We start from the raw sequence: 14,747 nt of genomic DNA, 5'->3' as shown, positions 1-14,747 counted from the left end.
GCGCCATGCCGAGGGCCGCTGGCCGGTAACGTGACCTATCGGACAGAACTTCTGCCCCGGCGTACGGGCCCCGAATGAAACCCGGCCGCCGCACTCAGGAAGGGAACCCCGAGAAATCATGTCCACATTGCGACGACTGGCTGTCGCCGGCGCTTTCGCGCTGCCGCTTTCCCTCGTCATCGCCGGTCCGGCGACGGCGCACCCGCTCGGCGTGCCGAATGACACCTGGTCCGCCCACAGCTCCGCCACCTGGGCCGGCATCGGCGGTGCGGGCACGACCGACACCGACGAAGGCGGGACCTGGTGGGGAAACCACCACTGGTCGGAGTCCGAGTCGGCCGTGGCCGGCATCGGCGGCGCCTACGTCACGCACAACGGCGAGTCCGGCGACGACGGCTGGAACCCGGCGTGGCACCACACGGTGCACGGCACCTGGCACGGCCAGGACGACGGTGACTGCGACGACTACGACGGCCACGGCTACGACGGCCACGGCTACGTCATGGGCGACTACGACGACGACAGCCCGGCCGTGCACCACGTCGTGAGCCACCCCGACCCGGTGAACCAGGAGCCGGTCGGCTACGTCGTGCACCCGGTGTACAACACCGAGCACCACGACGCCGACGACGTGAGCTACTACGCCGAGATGCACTCGGCCGGCGCGGACGGCGCGTCCACGGGGCACGTGGCGAGCCACGCGGGTGAGCACCACGCCGTGTACGACGCGGAGAAGCTGTCGGCCGGCCCGTACGGCGCATCGTCGGAGGGTGCGCACGCGCTGGCCGTGCCGGACCACGCGGCTTACCACGCCTGGTACACCGCGGCCGGGGTGAGCGGTGCGGCGGCGCACTCGGTCACCGCGGTGGCCGACACCACGGACGACGACAACGTCTGGGCCGAGCACCACGCCGGCGACGACTTCGCCTACGACCGGGGCTGATTCCGCGATCGAAGCCGAGGCTGAGCGAGCCGGGTCCGCACTGCGCGGACCCGGCTCGCTCAGCAAGGTGCGTCCGGATCCGCGGCGGGGGTGAACTCGAGCCGCAGGGCATCGGTGCGCGGCAGCACGACGGCGGTCCCGTCGGCCTTGTGCCACTGCACGGGCAGGAGGAAGTACTGGCCGCCGGACTGCAGGATCAGCTTCAGCCCGGTGTACCGGTAGTGGTAGGCGCTGTCGGGGTGGCGGCAGGGGGTTTCGCGGACGCCGGGTGCGGTGAGGTTGAGGCTCTTGGCGCTGTAGACGACGGTCTCCGGCGGACCGGCCAGCGTGCCTTCGATCTCGAGGGCCCGGCCGACGCCGACCGAGGCGGAGTAGTCGGCCACGGCCCAGAAGAGACCCACGCTGACCAGCACGAACGCCGCCAGCCACTCGGCGGTGGCGAGGGCGGCCGGCCAGGGCCGCCCGGCCCGCGACGCGAGCATCCGCGAGGCGGCCACGAGGAACAGGACACCCAGGGACAGCCCGGCGCCGGGCACGGCGTACGACGTTGCGAAGGCTTCGGGGTGCACCACGCCGACCGCCGCCACCGCGACGCCGGCGACCCCGCCCACGACCGCGACCGGGGTGGCGACGCGCAGCAGCCGCTGCCAGGCCGTTTCGGCGAGGCGGGCGCGCAGGAAGCGGTACAGCCACAGCAGCACCAGTACCCCGGCGACCACGACGGCGATCGGCGCGAACAGGCCGTCCGCGCTGCGGACCAGGTAGTCCTCGGCGGTCAGGCCCATGGTCGAGAGCGGGACGCCGAAGTAGTCCAGGAGCCAGTTGGCGTGCTGCCTGCCGAAGAAGAACAGCAGCCCGGTGAGCACGGTCGTCGGCGCGACCACCGAGCCGAGCAGGCGCATCGCCTTCGACGGGCTTTCGGGCACCGCTTCCGCCCGCGGGGGCCGGAGCGACCGGAGCCGGTTCGCCATGGCCGCCGCTAGCCGGTCGGCGACGGTTCGGTGAAGCCACCGCACGGATCGGTGAGCACCACGGTGATCGTGTCGCCGCGGTAGATCGGCACCGACTGCACGATCCGCTTGACCGTGCAGTCCTGGTTCGGGTCCGGCGGTCCCTCGACGGTTTCCCGGATGGTGACGCAGAGGGTGCCGCCGCATTCGTCCGCCAGCTGCGCCCGGGTCAGCGGTCCGGTCTCGGCGTAGGAGCTGCCGACGATGTCGATGGGCGCGGTCCGCACGGGTGAGCCCTTGGCGGGCGGTTTCGCGGTCGTGGGCGCGACCTTCGGCGGCTTCCGGGACGTCTTCGCGGTGGTGGGGGCCGCGGTGGGCCGCGAAGCCGAAGCCGTGGGGCCGGCGGCCGAGGTCGGCGGGGTTGAGGTCGGCGGGGTTGAGGTGGCGGCCGGTTCGCCGGCGGAGGCGGTGGTCGCGATGCCGGTACCGGCTTCGGTCGGGACGGAGACCGGCGTCCCCGGCGCAGGGCCGGGTCCGCCGCAGCCGGCCACCAGCAGGCCGAGGGCCAGTGCGGTCGGGCGGGGGATCCGTCGCATGCCGTCACCTTCGTTCGCCTGCCCCGGTAGTCGTTTCGGCCGGGGAGCCGTTACAAGATCGCGGCCGGCGTTGTCCCTTGCGGGCGGCCCGGGGTACCCGAAGGTTCGCCGCTGCGCGGTGACCGGGGCGGGCGCTCGCGATCATCGTGGGGGACCACCGGTGATCCACTAGGTCGACGCGGCGCTGCGGCGGCTGGTGAAGGACGAGGCGCTGCACGGCAGCGAGTTCGACGTCGCCTTCGACCCGCCCAGCGCCGTTCGCGCGGGCTGCTGAAGCCGTCGCCGGGCCTCGTCTGTCCGCCCCGATCCACAGTGGACGCGGCTACCCGCCCGCCGAGGAAGACTCGGACAGCCGGTTCTGTTTCCCGGGCGGGACAACCGCCTTTCCGGGCGCCTCGGGCAGGTGCCGGCCGGTGGTGCTCACGGGACCACGACCGGCGTGCCGGGCAGGACCAGCCGGACGGGGACCTCCGGGGCGAGCCGCGCCACCGCGTCGGCGTAGTGCCGCGGGTCCCGGTCGCCCTTGGTGATCATCCGGTCGCCCAGCCGGCCACTGTGGAAGGCGTAGTGGTGCGGTACCGCCAAGGCCGGTTTCAGCACCGCCGTCAGCCCGGCCGCCTCCTCCGCGTCCATCACCACCTGCCGGAGGTGCAGCGGCCGGATGCACAGGCCGTTGACCGGCAGGATGGCCAGGTCGAGCGGCCCGAACCGGTCCGGGATCGTGTCGAGTTCCGGGACCCGCAGCGAATCGCCGCCGAAGAAGACCGCGCGGCCGCCGGCCTGGATGACGAACGTAACCTCGTGGACGCCGTGCTTGCCCGGTGCCGCCGTCACGGTGAGGTCGCCGACCGTCGCGGCTTCCCACGCCTCGACGACCCGGACGTCGCGGAAACCCTTGTCCCGCGCGATCGCCGCGACCGTCCCGGGTCCGATGAGCGGGGTGCCGAGGTCGAAGCCGCCGGCGACGAGGGCGTCGAGGTCGCAGTGGTCGTAGTGCTCGTGGCTGACGACGACGGCGTCGACCCGGCCCAGTGCGGCGACGGTCGAGGCGACCGGCTCACCCGGGTAGTAGGTCGCGGCCTGGGTGAACCACGGGTCGGTCAGGACGCGGATCCCGCCGATGTCGATCAGCTGGCAGGCGTGCCCGACGCGGGTCACGCTCAGTGTGGTGCGCATGGAGGTGTTCCTTCCGTCAGCGGCCGAGGTCGAGCAGGGCACCCAGCAGTTCCTCGGGCGTTTCCACCTGCGGCAGGTGGCCGGTGCGGGGGAGCAGGGTGAACGTCGACGTCGGGATCGCGGCGGCGTAGGCCTTTCCGTAGGCCGGGCCGGCGATGCCGTCGCTTTCGCCCCAGATCACGTGCACGGGGACGTCGAGCTCGCCGAGCCGCCCGGCCAGCGTCGGGTCCGCCATGGTGGGCCCGGTGTAGCCGATCAGGGCACGCACGTCCGGGCTCGGTCCGGTGCCCCCGGCCGCCGGCACCGGCGCCTTGGCCGGGTCGTGGAAGGACAGTGGCCGGATTTCGGACGGCGTCATGCCGCTGATGTCGGTCAGCGGGTGGCCGTCGACCTCGATGCCGATCCCGTCGACGATGACCGCGCCGCTGACCCGCGGGCTCTTCAGCAGGGCGATCTCGGCGGCCAGCCAGCCCCCGAAGGAGTTGCCGAGCACGGTGACGTCGGTGAGGCCGAGCTCGTCCAGCAGCCCGACGTACAGCCGGGCCAGGTCGGGCACGCCGGTGAGGTGGCCGGCCTTCGGGGTGCCGGCGAAACCCGGGTGGGTGGGCAGCAGCACCCGGGAGTGGGTGCGTTCGGCGAGCAGGTCGGCGAACCCGGTCATGGTCGCGACCCCGCCGCCGCCGTGCAGCAGCAGGAACGGGCGGGTGCGGTCGCGGTCCTCGTAGGTCACTTCGGCCGGGCCGAGGGTGCGGGTTTCGGTGCGGGTGGGCCGGAGGGAGCCGGCCGCGGGGAGTGTCGTCATGGGTCCTTCTCGGTCGCGTGGGCTTACCTAAGGAACCTTATATAAGGTTCTTTAGATAAGCAAGCTGGTCTCGGTCGGCTAGGCTGGCCCGCATGAAACACCGTCCCGGCGACGTCGCCCTGGCCGTCAAGCGGCTGCAGTACCGCCACCACCGGGCCCTGAGCCGGGCGCTGGCACCGCTGGGGCTTTCGCTCGTGCAGTGGGACACCCTGCGCCACCTGCACCGCCGCCCGGAGGCTTCGCTGCACGAGCTGGCGGTGCTGACGTTCCAGACCGACCAGTCCTTCGGCTCGCTGGCGACCCGGATGGCCCAGCGGGGGCTCATCGAACGCGTCCCCGGCCCGGGCCGAGCCGTCCGGCACCGGCTGACCGAAGAAGGCGCGCGGCTGCGCGCCGAGGGGCAGGACCTCGTGGACGGCATCGTCGAGTCGTCGTTCCGGGACCTGTCGGAGGCGCAGCTCGACCAGCTGGGCGAGCTGCTGGCCCGCGCACTGGGGCCGGACCCGACGGCGTAGCGGGCGGCCCGGCGGCAGTGTCAGGGGCGGGTCGCGTTCGTCGTCACCCGGACCGTGGCCGTGGCCGTGCCGAGGGTCGGGTGGCGGGCGGTCAGCGTCAGCGTTCCCGGTGGCCCGGTGAACGGCCGCAGCCACACCGCGGCCGCGCCGCCCGTGGCCCCGAAGTCCAGGGCCGGATCGCCGACCAGCTCGCCGGGGCCGGTCAGCGCCAGGCGCACCACGCCCGTCGTGCCCGCGCGCAGGGTGCCGAAGCGGTCCGTCGCCGCCACCACCACCCGGGTCGCGTCGGTGCCGTCGCCGCGCAGTTCGGGGTCGTCGGGCACGCAGCCGAGCACGTCCGAGCCGCGGTCGCCGCTGAAGCGGCGGCTCAGCACCAGCCGTCCGCCGGCGTAGCCGTCGATGCGCAGCTGCGGCCGCCTGCCCTTCGGCACCACCAGATCCGCCGCGAACGGCGGGTACCGCAGGTGCGGGAAGTCGCCGCGCCGGCTGCGGGCCTCGCCGGCGGGCCGGTCGTCGAGGAACAGCAGCAGGCGGTCGCAGTTCGACCAGATCGTCGCGCCCGCACCGGGGCCGGCCGGCTGGGCGGTGAAGTCCCAGGCGAAGCCGGGTTCGATGACCGGGCGCACCCGCGGATCCACCTGCGAGGCGTAGAACGCCGCGGCGGGCTTGGGGAGGCGGAAGATGTCCGACACCCCGGCGTACTTCGAGCCGCCGATCGCCCGCTGCCAGCCCGAGGGGTAGTCGAACGCGCACCAGGCGAGCAGCCCGCAGTAGCGGTCGTCGGCCGCGGCCAGGTCGTGCGCCTTCGCGTGCAGTTCCGCCTGCTGCTGCCGGACGGCCGGGGGGTCGGTGCGGCGGTACGCGCGGGCCCCGGCGAGCGTGCCGATCGTCTCGGTGACCAGGTACGGCACCCCCGGCCGCGGCGGGCGCAGCCGGAACGGCGCCCCGCGCCGCGCGGTGTAGTCGTTGTAGGCGAGGACTTCGACGTCGCTGCCGGCGAACCGGGCGAGGGTGGAGCTGGCCAGCGCCCCGCTGGTGGGCCGGGACGGGTCCAGCTCGCGGGCCCGCTGCCCGGTTCGCCCGTACATCGCCGTCGTGCCGGTGGCCTCGTTCACCCGCGTGCCCCAGACGACGATGCTCGGGTGGTTGCGGTCGCGCACGACCATGCCTTCGACGTCGGCCAGGTTCCGCCGCTGCCAGGCGTCGTCCCCGACGTGCCCCCAGCCCGGGATCTCCTCCCACACCAGCAGGCCCAGCTCGTCGCAGGCGTCGAGGAACGCGCTCGACTGCGGGTAGTGCGAGCAGCGGACCATGGTGCAGTTCAGCTCCCGGCGCAGGATTTCCGCGTCGCGCCGCTGCACGCGGTCGGGCAGCGCCCCGCCGGCGAACGGGTACCACTGGTGGCGGTTGAGGCCGAACAGCTCGAGCCGCCGTCCGTTGAGGAAGAAGCCGCCGGGGGTGAACCGCGCGTCACGGAACCCGGTCCGCACCACCCGCTGGTCCAGGGGGCGCTTTCCGGACTGGACGGTGACGACGACCTCGCACAGCGCCGGGTCTTCGACGTCCCACAGCCGGACGGCGCCGAGCCCGCCGATGTCGAATGCGGCGGTGGTGCCGCGCACCGCCGTGGCCCCGCGGGCGAGTTCGCGCCCGTCCTGGCGCACCACCGCGGTCACCTCGCCCACGACGGGCGCGTCGAGCGTGCAGCTCAGGTGCAGCGACCGGGTGGGGGAGAGGACGTCGACCGGCCGCGCGAAGACGTCGGCCAGCCGGACCCGCGGCACCGCGCCGACCGTGGCGGACCGGTAGATCCCGGCCGGCTGGTAGAAGTCGATGACCGACGGGCCGCCGGTGCGCGGCAGGTTGGGCGGGACGTCGAGCGCCCACCGCCCGTCGACGACCACGGCGAGCACGTTGTCGCCCGCCACGACGTCCCGCAGCTCCACCTCGAAGGGCAGGTAGCCGCCTTCGTGGGTGGCGACGAGCGTGCCGTTGAGGTGCACCTGCGCGTTGGTCATGACCCCGTCGAACCGGGCGGTGTGGCGATCGGCGGTGGCCGCGGTGAAGTGCTTGCGGTAGATCCAGCGGTCCTGCCAGGACGCCGGGTCCCACCCGGTCCACGAAAGCGGCGTCACGCAGTGGGGCAGCTGTACCGGCGAGAGGTCGATCTCGTCGAAGCCGAGCTCGGTGCAGCCGTCGTCGTACCGCCCGAACAGCCAGAAATCGCCCAGCCGCAGGGCATCCGGTGCCGGCGCGGCGTGCCCGGCCGACCCGGCGACGACGCCGAGCAGCGCCGCCCCGCCCGCGGCCAGGAACCGCCGCCGGGACAGCCGCGGCTGCGTGTCGGCCATCGGCGACCTCCGTGCTCGGGCTCCCTGGGGTTATCGCCTGTCACCGGCAAGACGTCACAAACGATCAGGGGGTTGCCTCAGCGCAGGGTGGACGCCCGGACCACCAGTTCCGGCGTGAACACGACCTTCCGGTGTTCGTGGCCGGTTTCGGACACCTCCGCGAGCAGGAGTTCCACCGCCGTGCGGCCCAGGCGCCGCCGGGGCTGGCGGACCGATGTCAGCGGCACCGCGGCCGCCGCGGCGAACTCGATGTCGTCGTAGCCCACGATCGCCAGGTCGTCCGGGACGCGCATCCGGAGGTTCGCGCACGTCTGGAGCAGGCCGAGGGCGACCAGGTCGTTGGCGCAGAACGCCGCCGTCGGGCGGACCGGGGCCGGCAGGCCCGCCCAGCGCTCGCCCGCGCCGCGGCCGTCGGCCACGGTCAGGGCCGTCGTCGTCAGGTCGACCAGGTGGTCCGGGCCGAGGCCCGCGGCTTGAAGGGCCCGCAGCGCGCCGAGCCGGCGGTCGCGGACCTGGCCGACCGTCGTGTGGTTGCCGATGAAGGCGATCCGCTCGTGGCCCTGTTCGACCAGGTGCCGCACGGCGATCTCGCCGCCGTGGACGTCGTCGACCGCCACCGAGCAGTGCGTGGTGCCTTCGGGTGTGCGGTCGACGACCACCACCGGCGTGCCGCGGCGCGCCAGCTCGCCCAGCGCCGGGGCGTCCGGGTCGACCGGGGTGATGAGGATGCCCTGGACGCGCTGCTGTTCGAGGCGCCCGAGGTACGCGGCTTCGCGCGACGGCTGGTGCGCGCTGTTGCAGAGGAACAGCGAGAGGTCGCCCTCCCCGGCGGCGTCGGCGGCGTCCTCCATGCCGGCCGCGACGTCGGTGAAGAACGGGTTGCTGCCGTCGAGCATGACGTAGGCCAGCACCCGGCTGCGCCCGGCCCGCAGCTGCCGCGCGGATTCATTGCGCACGAAGCGGAGTTCGGCCATCGCGGCCTCGACCCTGGCGCGGGTCGCCGGGCTGACCCGGTCGGGCCGGTTGAGCACATTGGAGACCGTGCCGAGGGAGACACCGGCGGCCGCGGCGACCTCCTTCATGCCCGCCGCGCGTGGCTCGGCGCCGGGCTCCCTGACCACCATCTGCCCCCCTGGTTGAAACGTAACATCACCGGGAATGACCTGGTGACGATGCCATTTGGCCACGCCTTCGCGGATTCGTTGACTTCTCGTTCCGGTGCATAGTAGCTTCACCGCACCAGGTTTGTGAAACCTTTCAATCCGGAGGTCGCGATGACGCGCCCACGCCCGGGCCGGGCCCCTCTGCTGGAGGTGCGCGGCGTGACGAAATCGTTCGGCGCAGTCGCGGCCGTGGCCGGGGTGAGCTTCGGGCTGCACGCCGGGGAAGCCCACGCGCTGGTCGGGGAGAACGGCGCCGGCAAGTCCACGATCGTGAAGATGCTGGCCGGGGTGCACCGGCCCGACGACGGCACGCTGCTGCTGGAGGGCCGGCCGGTCGCGTTCGGCTCGCCCGCCGACGCGAAGGCGGCCGGTATCGCGGTCATCTACCAGGAACCCACGCTGTTCCCGGACCTCAGCGTCGCGGAGAACATCGTGATGGGCCGCCACCCGCGCAAGAGCCTCGGCCGGATCGACCGGGCGGCGATCCGCGCCGAGGCCGAGCGGCTGTTCACCCGCCTCGGCGTCCGGATCGACCCCGCCCGCCCGGCCCGCGGCCTGTCCATCGCCGACCAGCAGATCGTCGAGATCGCCAAGGCACTCGGTGCCGACGCCCGGGTGCTGGTGATGGACGAACCGACCGCCGCGCTGACGCAGGTCGAGGTCGAGCGGCTCTTCGGCGTCGCCCGGACGCTGCGTGCGGAAGGCGCGGCGATCATGTTCATCTCCCACCGCTTCGAGGAGATCACCGAGCTCTGCCAGCGCGTGACGATCATGCGCGACGGCAAGCACGTTTCCACCGACGCCCTCGAGGACGTCACCGTCGAAGAGATGGTGAAGCGGATGGTCGGCCGCGACCTCGACGCGCTGTTCCCCAAGCAGGACGTCGAACCCGGCGCGGTCGTGCTCGAAGTCGCGGGCCTCGCCCGCGAAGGCGTGTTCCGCGACGTCTCCTTCTCCGTGCGCGCCGGGGAAATCGTCGCGTTCGCCGGGCTGGTCGGCTCCGGCCGCTCGGAGGTCGTCCAGGCCGTCTTCGGCGTCGACGAGCGGGACGCGGGCGTGGTGAAGGTGAACGGCAAGAAGCTCAAGCCGCACTCGTCGCGGGCCGCGATGGCCGCCGGAATGGCGCTGGTCCCCGAAGACCGGCGCCAGCAGGGCCTGATCATGGACCTCTCGATCGAGCGGAACGTGACGCTGCCGCGCTCGCGCGCGCTCTCGAAACTCGGCCTCCTGACCGGCGCGAGCGAACGCCGGGAGGCGCGGCGCTGGACCGAACGGCTGCGTACCAAGTACGGCCGCCTCGGCGACCCCGTCGGCACGCTCTCGGGCGGGAACCAGCAGAAGGTCGTGCTGGCCAAGTGGCTGGCGATGGCGCCGAAGGTGCTGATTGTCGACGAGCCGACGCGCGGCATCGACGTCGGCACGAAGGCCGAAGTCCACCGCCTGATGTCGGCGCTGGCCGCCGAGGGCGTCGCGATCGTGATGGTGTCCTCGGAACTGCCGGAGGTGCTGGGCATGGCCGACCGCGTGCTGGTGATGCGCGAGGGCCGGATCGTGGCCGAACTCCCGCGCGCCGAGGCGACCGAGGACTCGGTGATGTTCGCCGCGATGGGACAGGGGGCCGCCGCATGACCGTCACCGAGGAGGCCCGCGTGACCGGCGGATCGACTGTCCACTCGCGACGGTCGTGGACCGCGAACGTGCTGAAGGCCCGCGAATCCGGCATCGTCCTCGCGCTGATTGTGCTCGTCGCGTTCACCGCGAGCCAGAACTCCCGGTTCCTGTCCGGGCAGAGCATCCGCGACATCCTGCTGGGGACCGCGATCCTGGCCGTGCTCGCCACCGGGCAGGCCATCGTGATGATCACCCGCAACATCGACCTCTCGGTCGGCTCGGTGCTCGGCCTGTCCGCGTTCGCCGCGGGCACGCTGATGAAGGACCACCCGGGCCTGCCGGTGCTTGTCGCGCTCCTGGCCGGGCTCGCCGTCGGCGCGGTGTGCGGGCTGGTCAACGGCGCCCTGGTGCGCTTCGGCCAGGTGCCCGCGCTGGTCGTCACGCTCGGCACGCTCTACGCCTACCGCGGTGTCAGCTACTTCTGGGCCGGCGGCCGGCAGATCAACGCCGACAAGCTGCCGGCGTCCTTCCTGGACTTCGGCACCGCGTCGGTGCTCGGCGTGCCGTGGCTCGTCCTCATCGCGGTGCTCGTCCTGGTCGTCGCCGGGATCGTGCTGCGCAGCTACCGCGCCGGGCGCGAGCTGTACGCGATGGGGTCGAGCCCGCAGGCCGCGCAGCTGGCCGGCATCCGGGTCGGCCGCAACACCAGCGCGGCGTTCCTGGTCAGCGGCGCGCTCGCCGGTCTGGCCGGAGTGCTGTTCGCGGCCCGGTTCGGCACCGTGGACGCCGCCGCCGGCACCGGCTACGAGCTCAACGTCGTCGCCGCGGCCGTCGTCGGCGGGGTCGCGGTGTTCGGCGGCAGCGGCTCGGTCTGGGGTGCGGGCCTCGGCGCGCTCCTGCTGACCGTGATCGGCAGCGCCCTCGCCGTGCTCGACATCAACCAGTTCTGGCAGCAGGCCATCGTCGGCGCGCTGATCCTGCTGGCCATCGGCGCCGATCGGCTGGTCGCCGTGCGGATCGAGAAAACACTGCGAAGGCGCTCGAGAACGCAGGAGAGGGATTCCCATGTCTGACTCCGGGAACTGGCTCGGCAGGCTGCTCAGCTGGGACGCCGCCGTCGTGCTCGTGACGGTGCTCGTCCTGGTCGTCGCCTCCGGCGCCGTCGAGAACTTCGGCACCAGCCGCAACTTCACCTTCCTGCTGCTCGACCTGCTGCCGATCGCGCTGGTCGCGCTGCCGATGACGTTCATCATCGTCACCGGCGAGATCGACCTCTCGGTGGCGAGCACGCTCGGCCTGACGTCGGCGGTGATGGGGTCGCTGTGGAACGCCGGGCTGTCGATCGAGACGATCATCCCCCTCTGCATCGTCCTCGGTGCGGTCCTCGGCGCGCTGAACGGCTTCTTCGTCACCGTGCTCAAGCTGCCGTCGCTGGCCGTCACGATCGGCACCCTGGCGCTGTACCGCGGCCTCGCGTTCGTGGTGCTGGGCGACAGCGCGGTCGCCGACTTCCCGCGGGCCTACACGAGCTGGGTCACCGGCACGATCGGCGACGGCCCGATCCCGAACGTGCTGATCCCGCTGATCGTCGTCGCATTGGTCTTCGGCGTCGTGCTGCACGCCACCCCGGTCGGCCGCGGGGTCTTCGCCGCCGGCGCGGGGGAGCAGGTGGCGCGGTTCGCCGGCATCCGCACCGGGCGGCTGAAGTTCTGGCTGTACGTCGTGAGCGGCGCGGTCGCCGGTCTCGCGGGTGTGCTGTGGACCCTGCGGTACTCCAGCGCCCGCGCCGACAACGGGTTCGGCATCGAACTGGCCGTCGTGGCCGCCGTGCTGCTCGGCGGTGTGTCCATCTTCGGCGGCAAGGGCACGCTGCCCGGCGTGCTCGCCGGGGTGGTCCTGCTCGCGTCCCTGCAGAACGCCCTGCGCCTGCAGGACGTCTCGAACGAAGCGCTCAACATCGTGACCGGCGTGCTCCTCATCGTGTCGGTCCTGCTCCCCAACATCGTGACTTCGGCTCGCACGGCTGTGCGTCGCCGTCGGCATGCGGCAACTCCGGAAAGGTGACGAAGATGTCCCGACGGTTCCTCACCGGCGCAGTGTCGGCCGGGCTGGTGCTCGTCCTGGCCGCCTGCAGCGGCACGACGAAGAACGACAACGCCGGCTCCGGCGGGAACGAGTCCACCGCCGCGGCGAACCCGAACGCCGCGGCGAAGGAGGGCGTCAAGATGGCGTTCCTGCCGAAGCAGCTCAACAACCCCTACAGCGACATCGAGGTCAGCGGCGGCAAGGCGGCCCTAACCGAGCTGAAGGGCGAGTACAAGCTGGTCGGGCCGAACGACGCCAGCGCGTCGTCGCAGGTCAGCTACATCAACACGCTGATCCAGCAGCAGCAGGACGTCATCGGCATCGCCGCCAACGACCCGAACGCCGTGTGCCCGTCGCTCAACCAGGCCCGCAGCGCCGGGATCAAGGTCGTCGCCTTCGACTCCGACGCGGCCAAGGACTGCCGCGACGTCTTCATCAACCAGGCCACCACCCAGGGCATCGGCGAAGCGCTGGCCAAGCAGGCCAAGGACCTCTCCGGCGGCTCCGGCGAGATCGCCGTCCTGTCCGCGACACCGAACGCCACCAACCAGAACGCCTGGATCGACGTCCTCAAGAAGGAACTGGCCAAGCCGGAGTACGCGGGCCTGAAGCTGGACAAGATCGCCTACGGCAACGACGACGACCAGAAGTCGTTCCAGGAGGCACAGGGCCTGCTGCAGTCGTTCCCGAACCTCAAGGTGATCGTCTCGCCGACCACGGTCGGCATCGCGGCGGCCGCGCGGTACGTCAGCTCGTCCAGCTACAAGGGCAAGGTCGCGGTGACCGGGCTCGGCACGCCGAACCAGATGCGCGCCTTCGTCAAGGACGGCACCGTCAAGCAGTTCGCCCTGTGGAACCCGGCCGACATCGGCTACCTCGCCGCGTACGCCGGTGTGGCGCTGAAGTCCGGCCAGATCACCGGCAAGCAGGGCGAGAAGTTCAAGGCGGGCAAGCTCGGCGACTACACGATCGGCGAGAACGGCGAGATCGTGCTCGGCCCGCCGACGACGTTCGACGCGAACAACATCGACAAGTTCAACTTCTGATGCCACGGTACTGCTTCTGCCTCCAGGTCAAGCCGGACCGGAAAGCCGCGTACGCCGAGCGGCACCGAGCGGTGTGGCCCGAGATGCGGCAGGCCCTGCACGACACCGGCTGGCGCAACTATTCGCTGTTCCTCCGCGACGACGGCCTGCTGATCGGGTACGTCGAGGCGGACGACCTCGAAGCCGCCCGGGCCGCCATGGCGGAGACCGACGTCAACACCCGCTGGCAGGCGGAAATGGCGGAGTTCTTCACCGGCCTGGACGGCGGTCCGCCGGACGAAGGGTTCCAGCTGCTCGACGAGGTCTTCCACCTCGACGTCCCGGAAGGACAGTGATCGCCATGGGTGATTCGACCGCGGTCAAAGCGGCTTTGCGGGCCCAGCGCATCGAAACGCCGTCGTGGGCGTACGCGAACTCGGGCACCCGGTTCAAGGTGTTCCCGCAACCGGGTGTCCCGCGCACGCCCGAGGAGAAGATCGCCGACGCCGCGGTGGTGCACCGGCTCACCGGGGTCGCGCCCAGCGTGGCGCTGCACATCCCGTGGGACAAGGTCGACGACTACGCCGCCCTCACCGCGTACGCGCGGGACCTCGGGGTCGAGATCGGCGCGATCAACACGAACGTCTTCCAGGACGAGGACTACAAGCTCGGTTCGGTGACCAACCCGGACGCCGGGATCCGCCGCAAGGCCACCGACCACCTGCTCGAAGCCATCGACATCATGGACGCGACGGGTTCGCGGGACTTGAAGCTGTGGTTCTCCGACGGCATCAACTACCCGGGCCAGGACGACCTCCGCGACCGCCAGGACCGGCTCGCGGCGGCGCTTCGCGAGACGTACGACCGGCTCGGGGACCACCAGCGGATGCTGCTGGAATACAAGCTGTTCGAGCCCGCGTTCTACGCCACCGACGTCCCGGACTGGGGCACCTCCTACGCCCACTGCGTCGAGCTGGGGGAGCGGGCGACCGTCTGCATCGACACCGGTCACCACGCTCCGGGGACGAACATCGAGTTCATCGTGGCGTTCCTGCTGCGGGCCGGGAAGCTCGGCGCGTTCGACTTCAACTCCCGCTTCTACGCCGACGACGACCTCATGGTCGGGGCGGCGGACCCGTTCCAGCTGTTCCGGATCATGTACGAGATCGTCCGCGCCGACGCCCTCGACCCGGCGTACGGGATCGCGTTCATGCTCGACCAGTGCCACAACATCGAGGCGAAGATCCCGGCGATCATCCGGTCGGTGATGAACGTCCAGGAAGCCACCGCGAAGGCGCTGCTGGTCGATCGCCCCGCGTTGCGGGCGGCCCAGCAGGCGGGTGACGTGCTCGGCGCGAACGCCGTGCTGATGGACGCCTACAACACCGACGTCCGGCCGCTGCTCGCCGAACTGCGTGCGGACGGCGGGCTCGACCCGGACCCGATCGCCGCCTACCACCGCAGCCGGTACCAGGAGAAGATCGTGGCCGAGCGCGCCGGCGGCACGCAGGCCGGATGGGGAGCATGACG

At 72.0% G+C, this 14,747-nt stretch carries 14 protein-coding genes; 8 read left to right on the top strand and 6 right to left on the bottom strand.

The genetic code is table 11. From position 1 onward, the window contains the following. The first annotated feature begins 118 nt into the window (after nucleotides 1-118). Nucleotides 119-943 (top strand): hypothetical protein, encoded by an 825-nt coding sequence (locus ACLJOU_RS12035; protein ID WP_410566540.1) that lies wholly within the window; start codon nucleotides 119-121, stop codon nucleotides 941-943. A 59-nt stretch (nucleotides 944-1,002) separates the two neighbouring features. Here the strand turns inward: ACLJOU_RS12035 and ACLJOU_RS12030 are convergent, their stop codons facing one another. The 4 genes from ACLJOU_RS12030 to ACLJOU_RS12015 form a co-directional block, all read right to left on the bottom strand. Next, nucleotides 1,003-1,914 (bottom strand): hypothetical protein, encoded by a 912-nt coding sequence (locus ACLJOU_RS12030; RefSeq protein ID WP_410566538.1) that lies wholly within the window; start codon nucleotides 1,912-1,914, stop codon nucleotides 1,003-1,005. An 8-nt stretch (nucleotides 1,915-1,922) separates the two neighbouring features. Beyond that, the gene (locus ACLJOU_RS12025) at nucleotides 1,923-2,489 is read right to left on the bottom strand and encodes a hypothetical protein (RefSeq protein ID WP_410566537.1); all 567 of its coding nucleotides are present in this window, start codon (nucleotides 2,487-2,489) and stop codon (nucleotides 1,923-1,925) included. 420 nt (nucleotides 2,490-2,909) lie between these two features. Next, on the bottom strand, nucleotides 2,910-3,665 hold the full coding sequence (locus tag ACLJOU_RS12020; RefSeq protein ID WP_410566535.1) for an MBL fold metallo-hydrolase: 756 nt from the start codon (nucleotides 3,663-3,665) through the stop codon (nucleotides 2,910-2,912). Nucleotides 3,666-3,681: 16 nt separating this feature from the next. Further along, nucleotides 3,682-4,467 (bottom strand): alpha/beta fold hydrolase, encoded by a 786-nt coding sequence (locus ACLJOU_RS12015; protein ID WP_410566533.1) that lies wholly within the window; start codon nucleotides 4,465-4,467, stop codon nucleotides 3,682-3,684. Between the two features lie 92 nt (nucleotides 4,468-4,559). On the opposite strand from ACLJOU_RS12015, the gene ACLJOU_RS12010 reads away from it, so the two are divergent. Continuing rightward, complete coding sequence (locus ACLJOU_RS12010; RefSeq protein ID WP_410566531.1) at nucleotides 4,560-4,982, top strand: MarR family winged helix-turn-helix transcriptional regulator; 423 nt, start codon at nucleotides 4,560-4,562, stop codon at nucleotides 4,980-4,982. A 20-nt stretch (nucleotides 4,983-5,002) separates the two neighbouring features. Here the strand turns inward: ACLJOU_RS12010 and ACLJOU_RS12005 are convergent, their stop codons facing one another. Together ACLJOU_RS12005 and ACLJOU_RS12000 are read right to left on the bottom strand one after the other, a co-directional pair. Further along, nucleotides 5,003-7,333: a glycoside hydrolase family 2 TIM barrel-domain containing protein gene (locus tag ACLJOU_RS12005; protein WP_410566529.1), complete on the bottom strand. Its 2,331-nt coding sequence runs from the start codon at nucleotides 7,331-7,333 to the stop codon at nucleotides 5,003-5,005. A 77-nt stretch (nucleotides 7,334-7,410) separates the two neighbouring features. Further along, nucleotides 7,411-8,457, bottom strand: a complete 1,047-nt coding sequence (locus ACLJOU_RS12000) for a LacI family DNA-binding transcriptional regulator (protein WP_410566527.1) — start codon at nucleotides 8,455-8,457, stop codon at nucleotides 7,411-7,413. A gap of 150 nt (nucleotides 8,458-8,607) precedes the next feature. Between ACLJOU_RS12000 and ACLJOU_RS11995 the strand changes: the two genes are divergently transcribed. From ACLJOU_RS11995 to rhaI, 6 genes are read left to right on the top strand one after another with little or no spacing between them, the layout of a single operon-like run. After that, nucleotides 8,608-10,125: a sugar ABC transporter ATP-binding protein gene (locus ACLJOU_RS11995; RefSeq protein WP_410566525.1), complete on the top strand. Its 1,518-nt coding sequence runs from the start codon at nucleotides 8,608-8,610 to the stop codon at nucleotides 10,123-10,125. Continuing rightward, nucleotides 10,122-11,180 (top strand): ABC transporter permease, encoded by a 1,059-nt coding sequence (locus ACLJOU_RS11990; RefSeq protein ID WP_410566523.1) that lies wholly within the window; start codon nucleotides 10,122-10,124, stop codon nucleotides 11,178-11,180. Before ACLJOU_RS11995 ends, ACLJOU_RS11990 begins: the two co-directional genes overlap by 4 nt. Continuing rightward, nucleotides 11,173-12,171 carry an ABC transporter permease gene (locus ACLJOU_RS11985; RefSeq protein WP_410566521.1) on the top strand — a complete coding sequence of 333 codons (999 nt, stop codon included), beginning with the start codon at nucleotides 11,173-11,175 and terminating at the stop codon, nucleotides 12,169-12,171. Before ACLJOU_RS11990 ends, ACLJOU_RS11985 begins: the two co-directional genes overlap by 8 nt. A gap of 5 nt (nucleotides 12,172-12,176) precedes the next feature. Beyond that, a complete protein-coding gene (gene rhaS, locus ACLJOU_RS11980; protein ID WP_410566520.1) occupies nucleotides 12,177-13,238 on the top strand; it encodes a rhamnose ABC transporter substrate-binding protein in 1,062 nt (353 codons plus the stop codon). Next, on the top strand, nucleotides 13,238-13,573 hold the full coding sequence (locus tag ACLJOU_RS11975) for an L-rhamnose mutarotase (RefSeq protein ID WP_410566518.1): 336 nt from the start codon (nucleotides 13,238-13,240) through the stop codon (nucleotides 13,571-13,573). Before rhaS ends, ACLJOU_RS11975 begins: the two co-directional genes overlap by 1 nt. 5 nt (nucleotides 13,574-13,578) lie before the next feature. Beyond that, nucleotides 13,579-14,745: an L-rhamnose isomerase gene (gene rhaI, locus ACLJOU_RS11970; RefSeq protein ID WP_410566516.1), complete on the top strand. Its 1,167-nt coding sequence runs from the start codon at nucleotides 13,579-13,581 to the stop codon at nucleotides 14,743-14,745. Nucleotides 14,746-14,747: the final 2 nt, after the last annotated feature.

The organism is Amycolatopsis sp. cmx-4-61 (assembly GCF_046548775.1).
GTDB lineage: Bacteria > Actinomycetota > Actinomycetes > Mycobacteriales > Pseudonocardiaceae > Amycolatopsis.
The sequence above is the reverse complement of the archived record's forward strand: the minus strand, read 5'-3'. Positions and strand labels throughout refer to the sequence as shown.

What these genes read in the sequence shown, in the direction of transcription:
- ACLJOU_RS12035 (WP_410566540.1), top strand. Translation starts at nt 119, where the DNA reads ATGTCCACATTGCGACGACTGGCTGTCGCCGGCGCTTTCGCGCTGCCG.
- ACLJOU_RS12030 (WP_410566538.1), bottom strand. Translation starts at nt 1,914, where the DNA reads ATGGCGAACCGGCTCCGGTCGCTCCGGCCCCCGCGGGCGGAAGCGGTG.
- ACLJOU_RS12025 (WP_410566537.1), bottom strand. Translation starts at nt 2,489, where the DNA reads ATGCGACGGATCCCCCGCCCGACCGCACTGGCCCTCGGCCTGCTGGTG.
- ACLJOU_RS12020 (WP_410566535.1), bottom strand. Translation starts at nt 3,665, where the DNA reads ATGCGCACCACACTGAGCGTGACCCGCGTCGGGCACGCCTGCCAGCTG.
- ACLJOU_RS12015 (WP_410566533.1), bottom strand. Translation starts at nt 4,467, where the DNA reads ATGACGACACTCCCCGCGGCCGGCTCCCTCCGGCCCACCCGCACCGAA.
- ACLJOU_RS12010 (WP_410566531.1), top strand. Translation starts at nt 4,560, where the DNA reads ATGAAACACCGTCCCGGCGACGTCGCCCTGGCCGTCAAGCGGCTGCAG.
- ACLJOU_RS12005 (WP_410566529.1), bottom strand. Translation starts at nt 7,333, where the DNA reads ATGGCCGACACGCAGCCGCGGCTGTCCCGGCGGCGGTTCCTGGCCGCG.
- ACLJOU_RS12000 (WP_410566527.1), bottom strand. Translation starts at nt 8,457, where the DNA reads ATGGTGGTCAGGGAGCCCGGCGCCGAGCCACGCGCGGCGGGCATGAAG.
- ACLJOU_RS11995 (WP_410566525.1), top strand. Translation starts at nt 8,608, where the DNA reads ATGACGCGCCCACGCCCGGGCCGGGCCCCTCTGCTGGAGGTGCGCGGC.
- ACLJOU_RS11990 (WP_410566523.1), top strand. Translation starts at nt 10,122, where the DNA reads ATGACCGTCACCGAGGAGGCCCGCGTGACCGGCGGATCGACTGTCCAC.
- ACLJOU_RS11985 (WP_410566521.1), top strand. Translation starts at nt 11,173, where the DNA reads ATGTCTGACTCCGGGAACTGGCTCGGCAGGCTGCTCAGCTGGGACGCC.
- rhaS (WP_410566520.1), top strand. Translation starts at nt 12,177, where the DNA reads ATGTCCCGACGGTTCCTCACCGGCGCAGTGTCGGCCGGGCTGGTGCTC.
- ACLJOU_RS11975 (WP_410566518.1), top strand. Translation starts at nt 13,238, where the DNA reads ATGCCACGGTACTGCTTCTGCCTCCAGGTCAAGCCGGACCGGAAAGCC.
- rhaI (WP_410566516.1), top strand. Translation starts at nt 13,579, where the DNA reads ATGGGTGATTCGACCGCGGTCAAAGCGGCTTTGCGGGCCCAGCGCATC.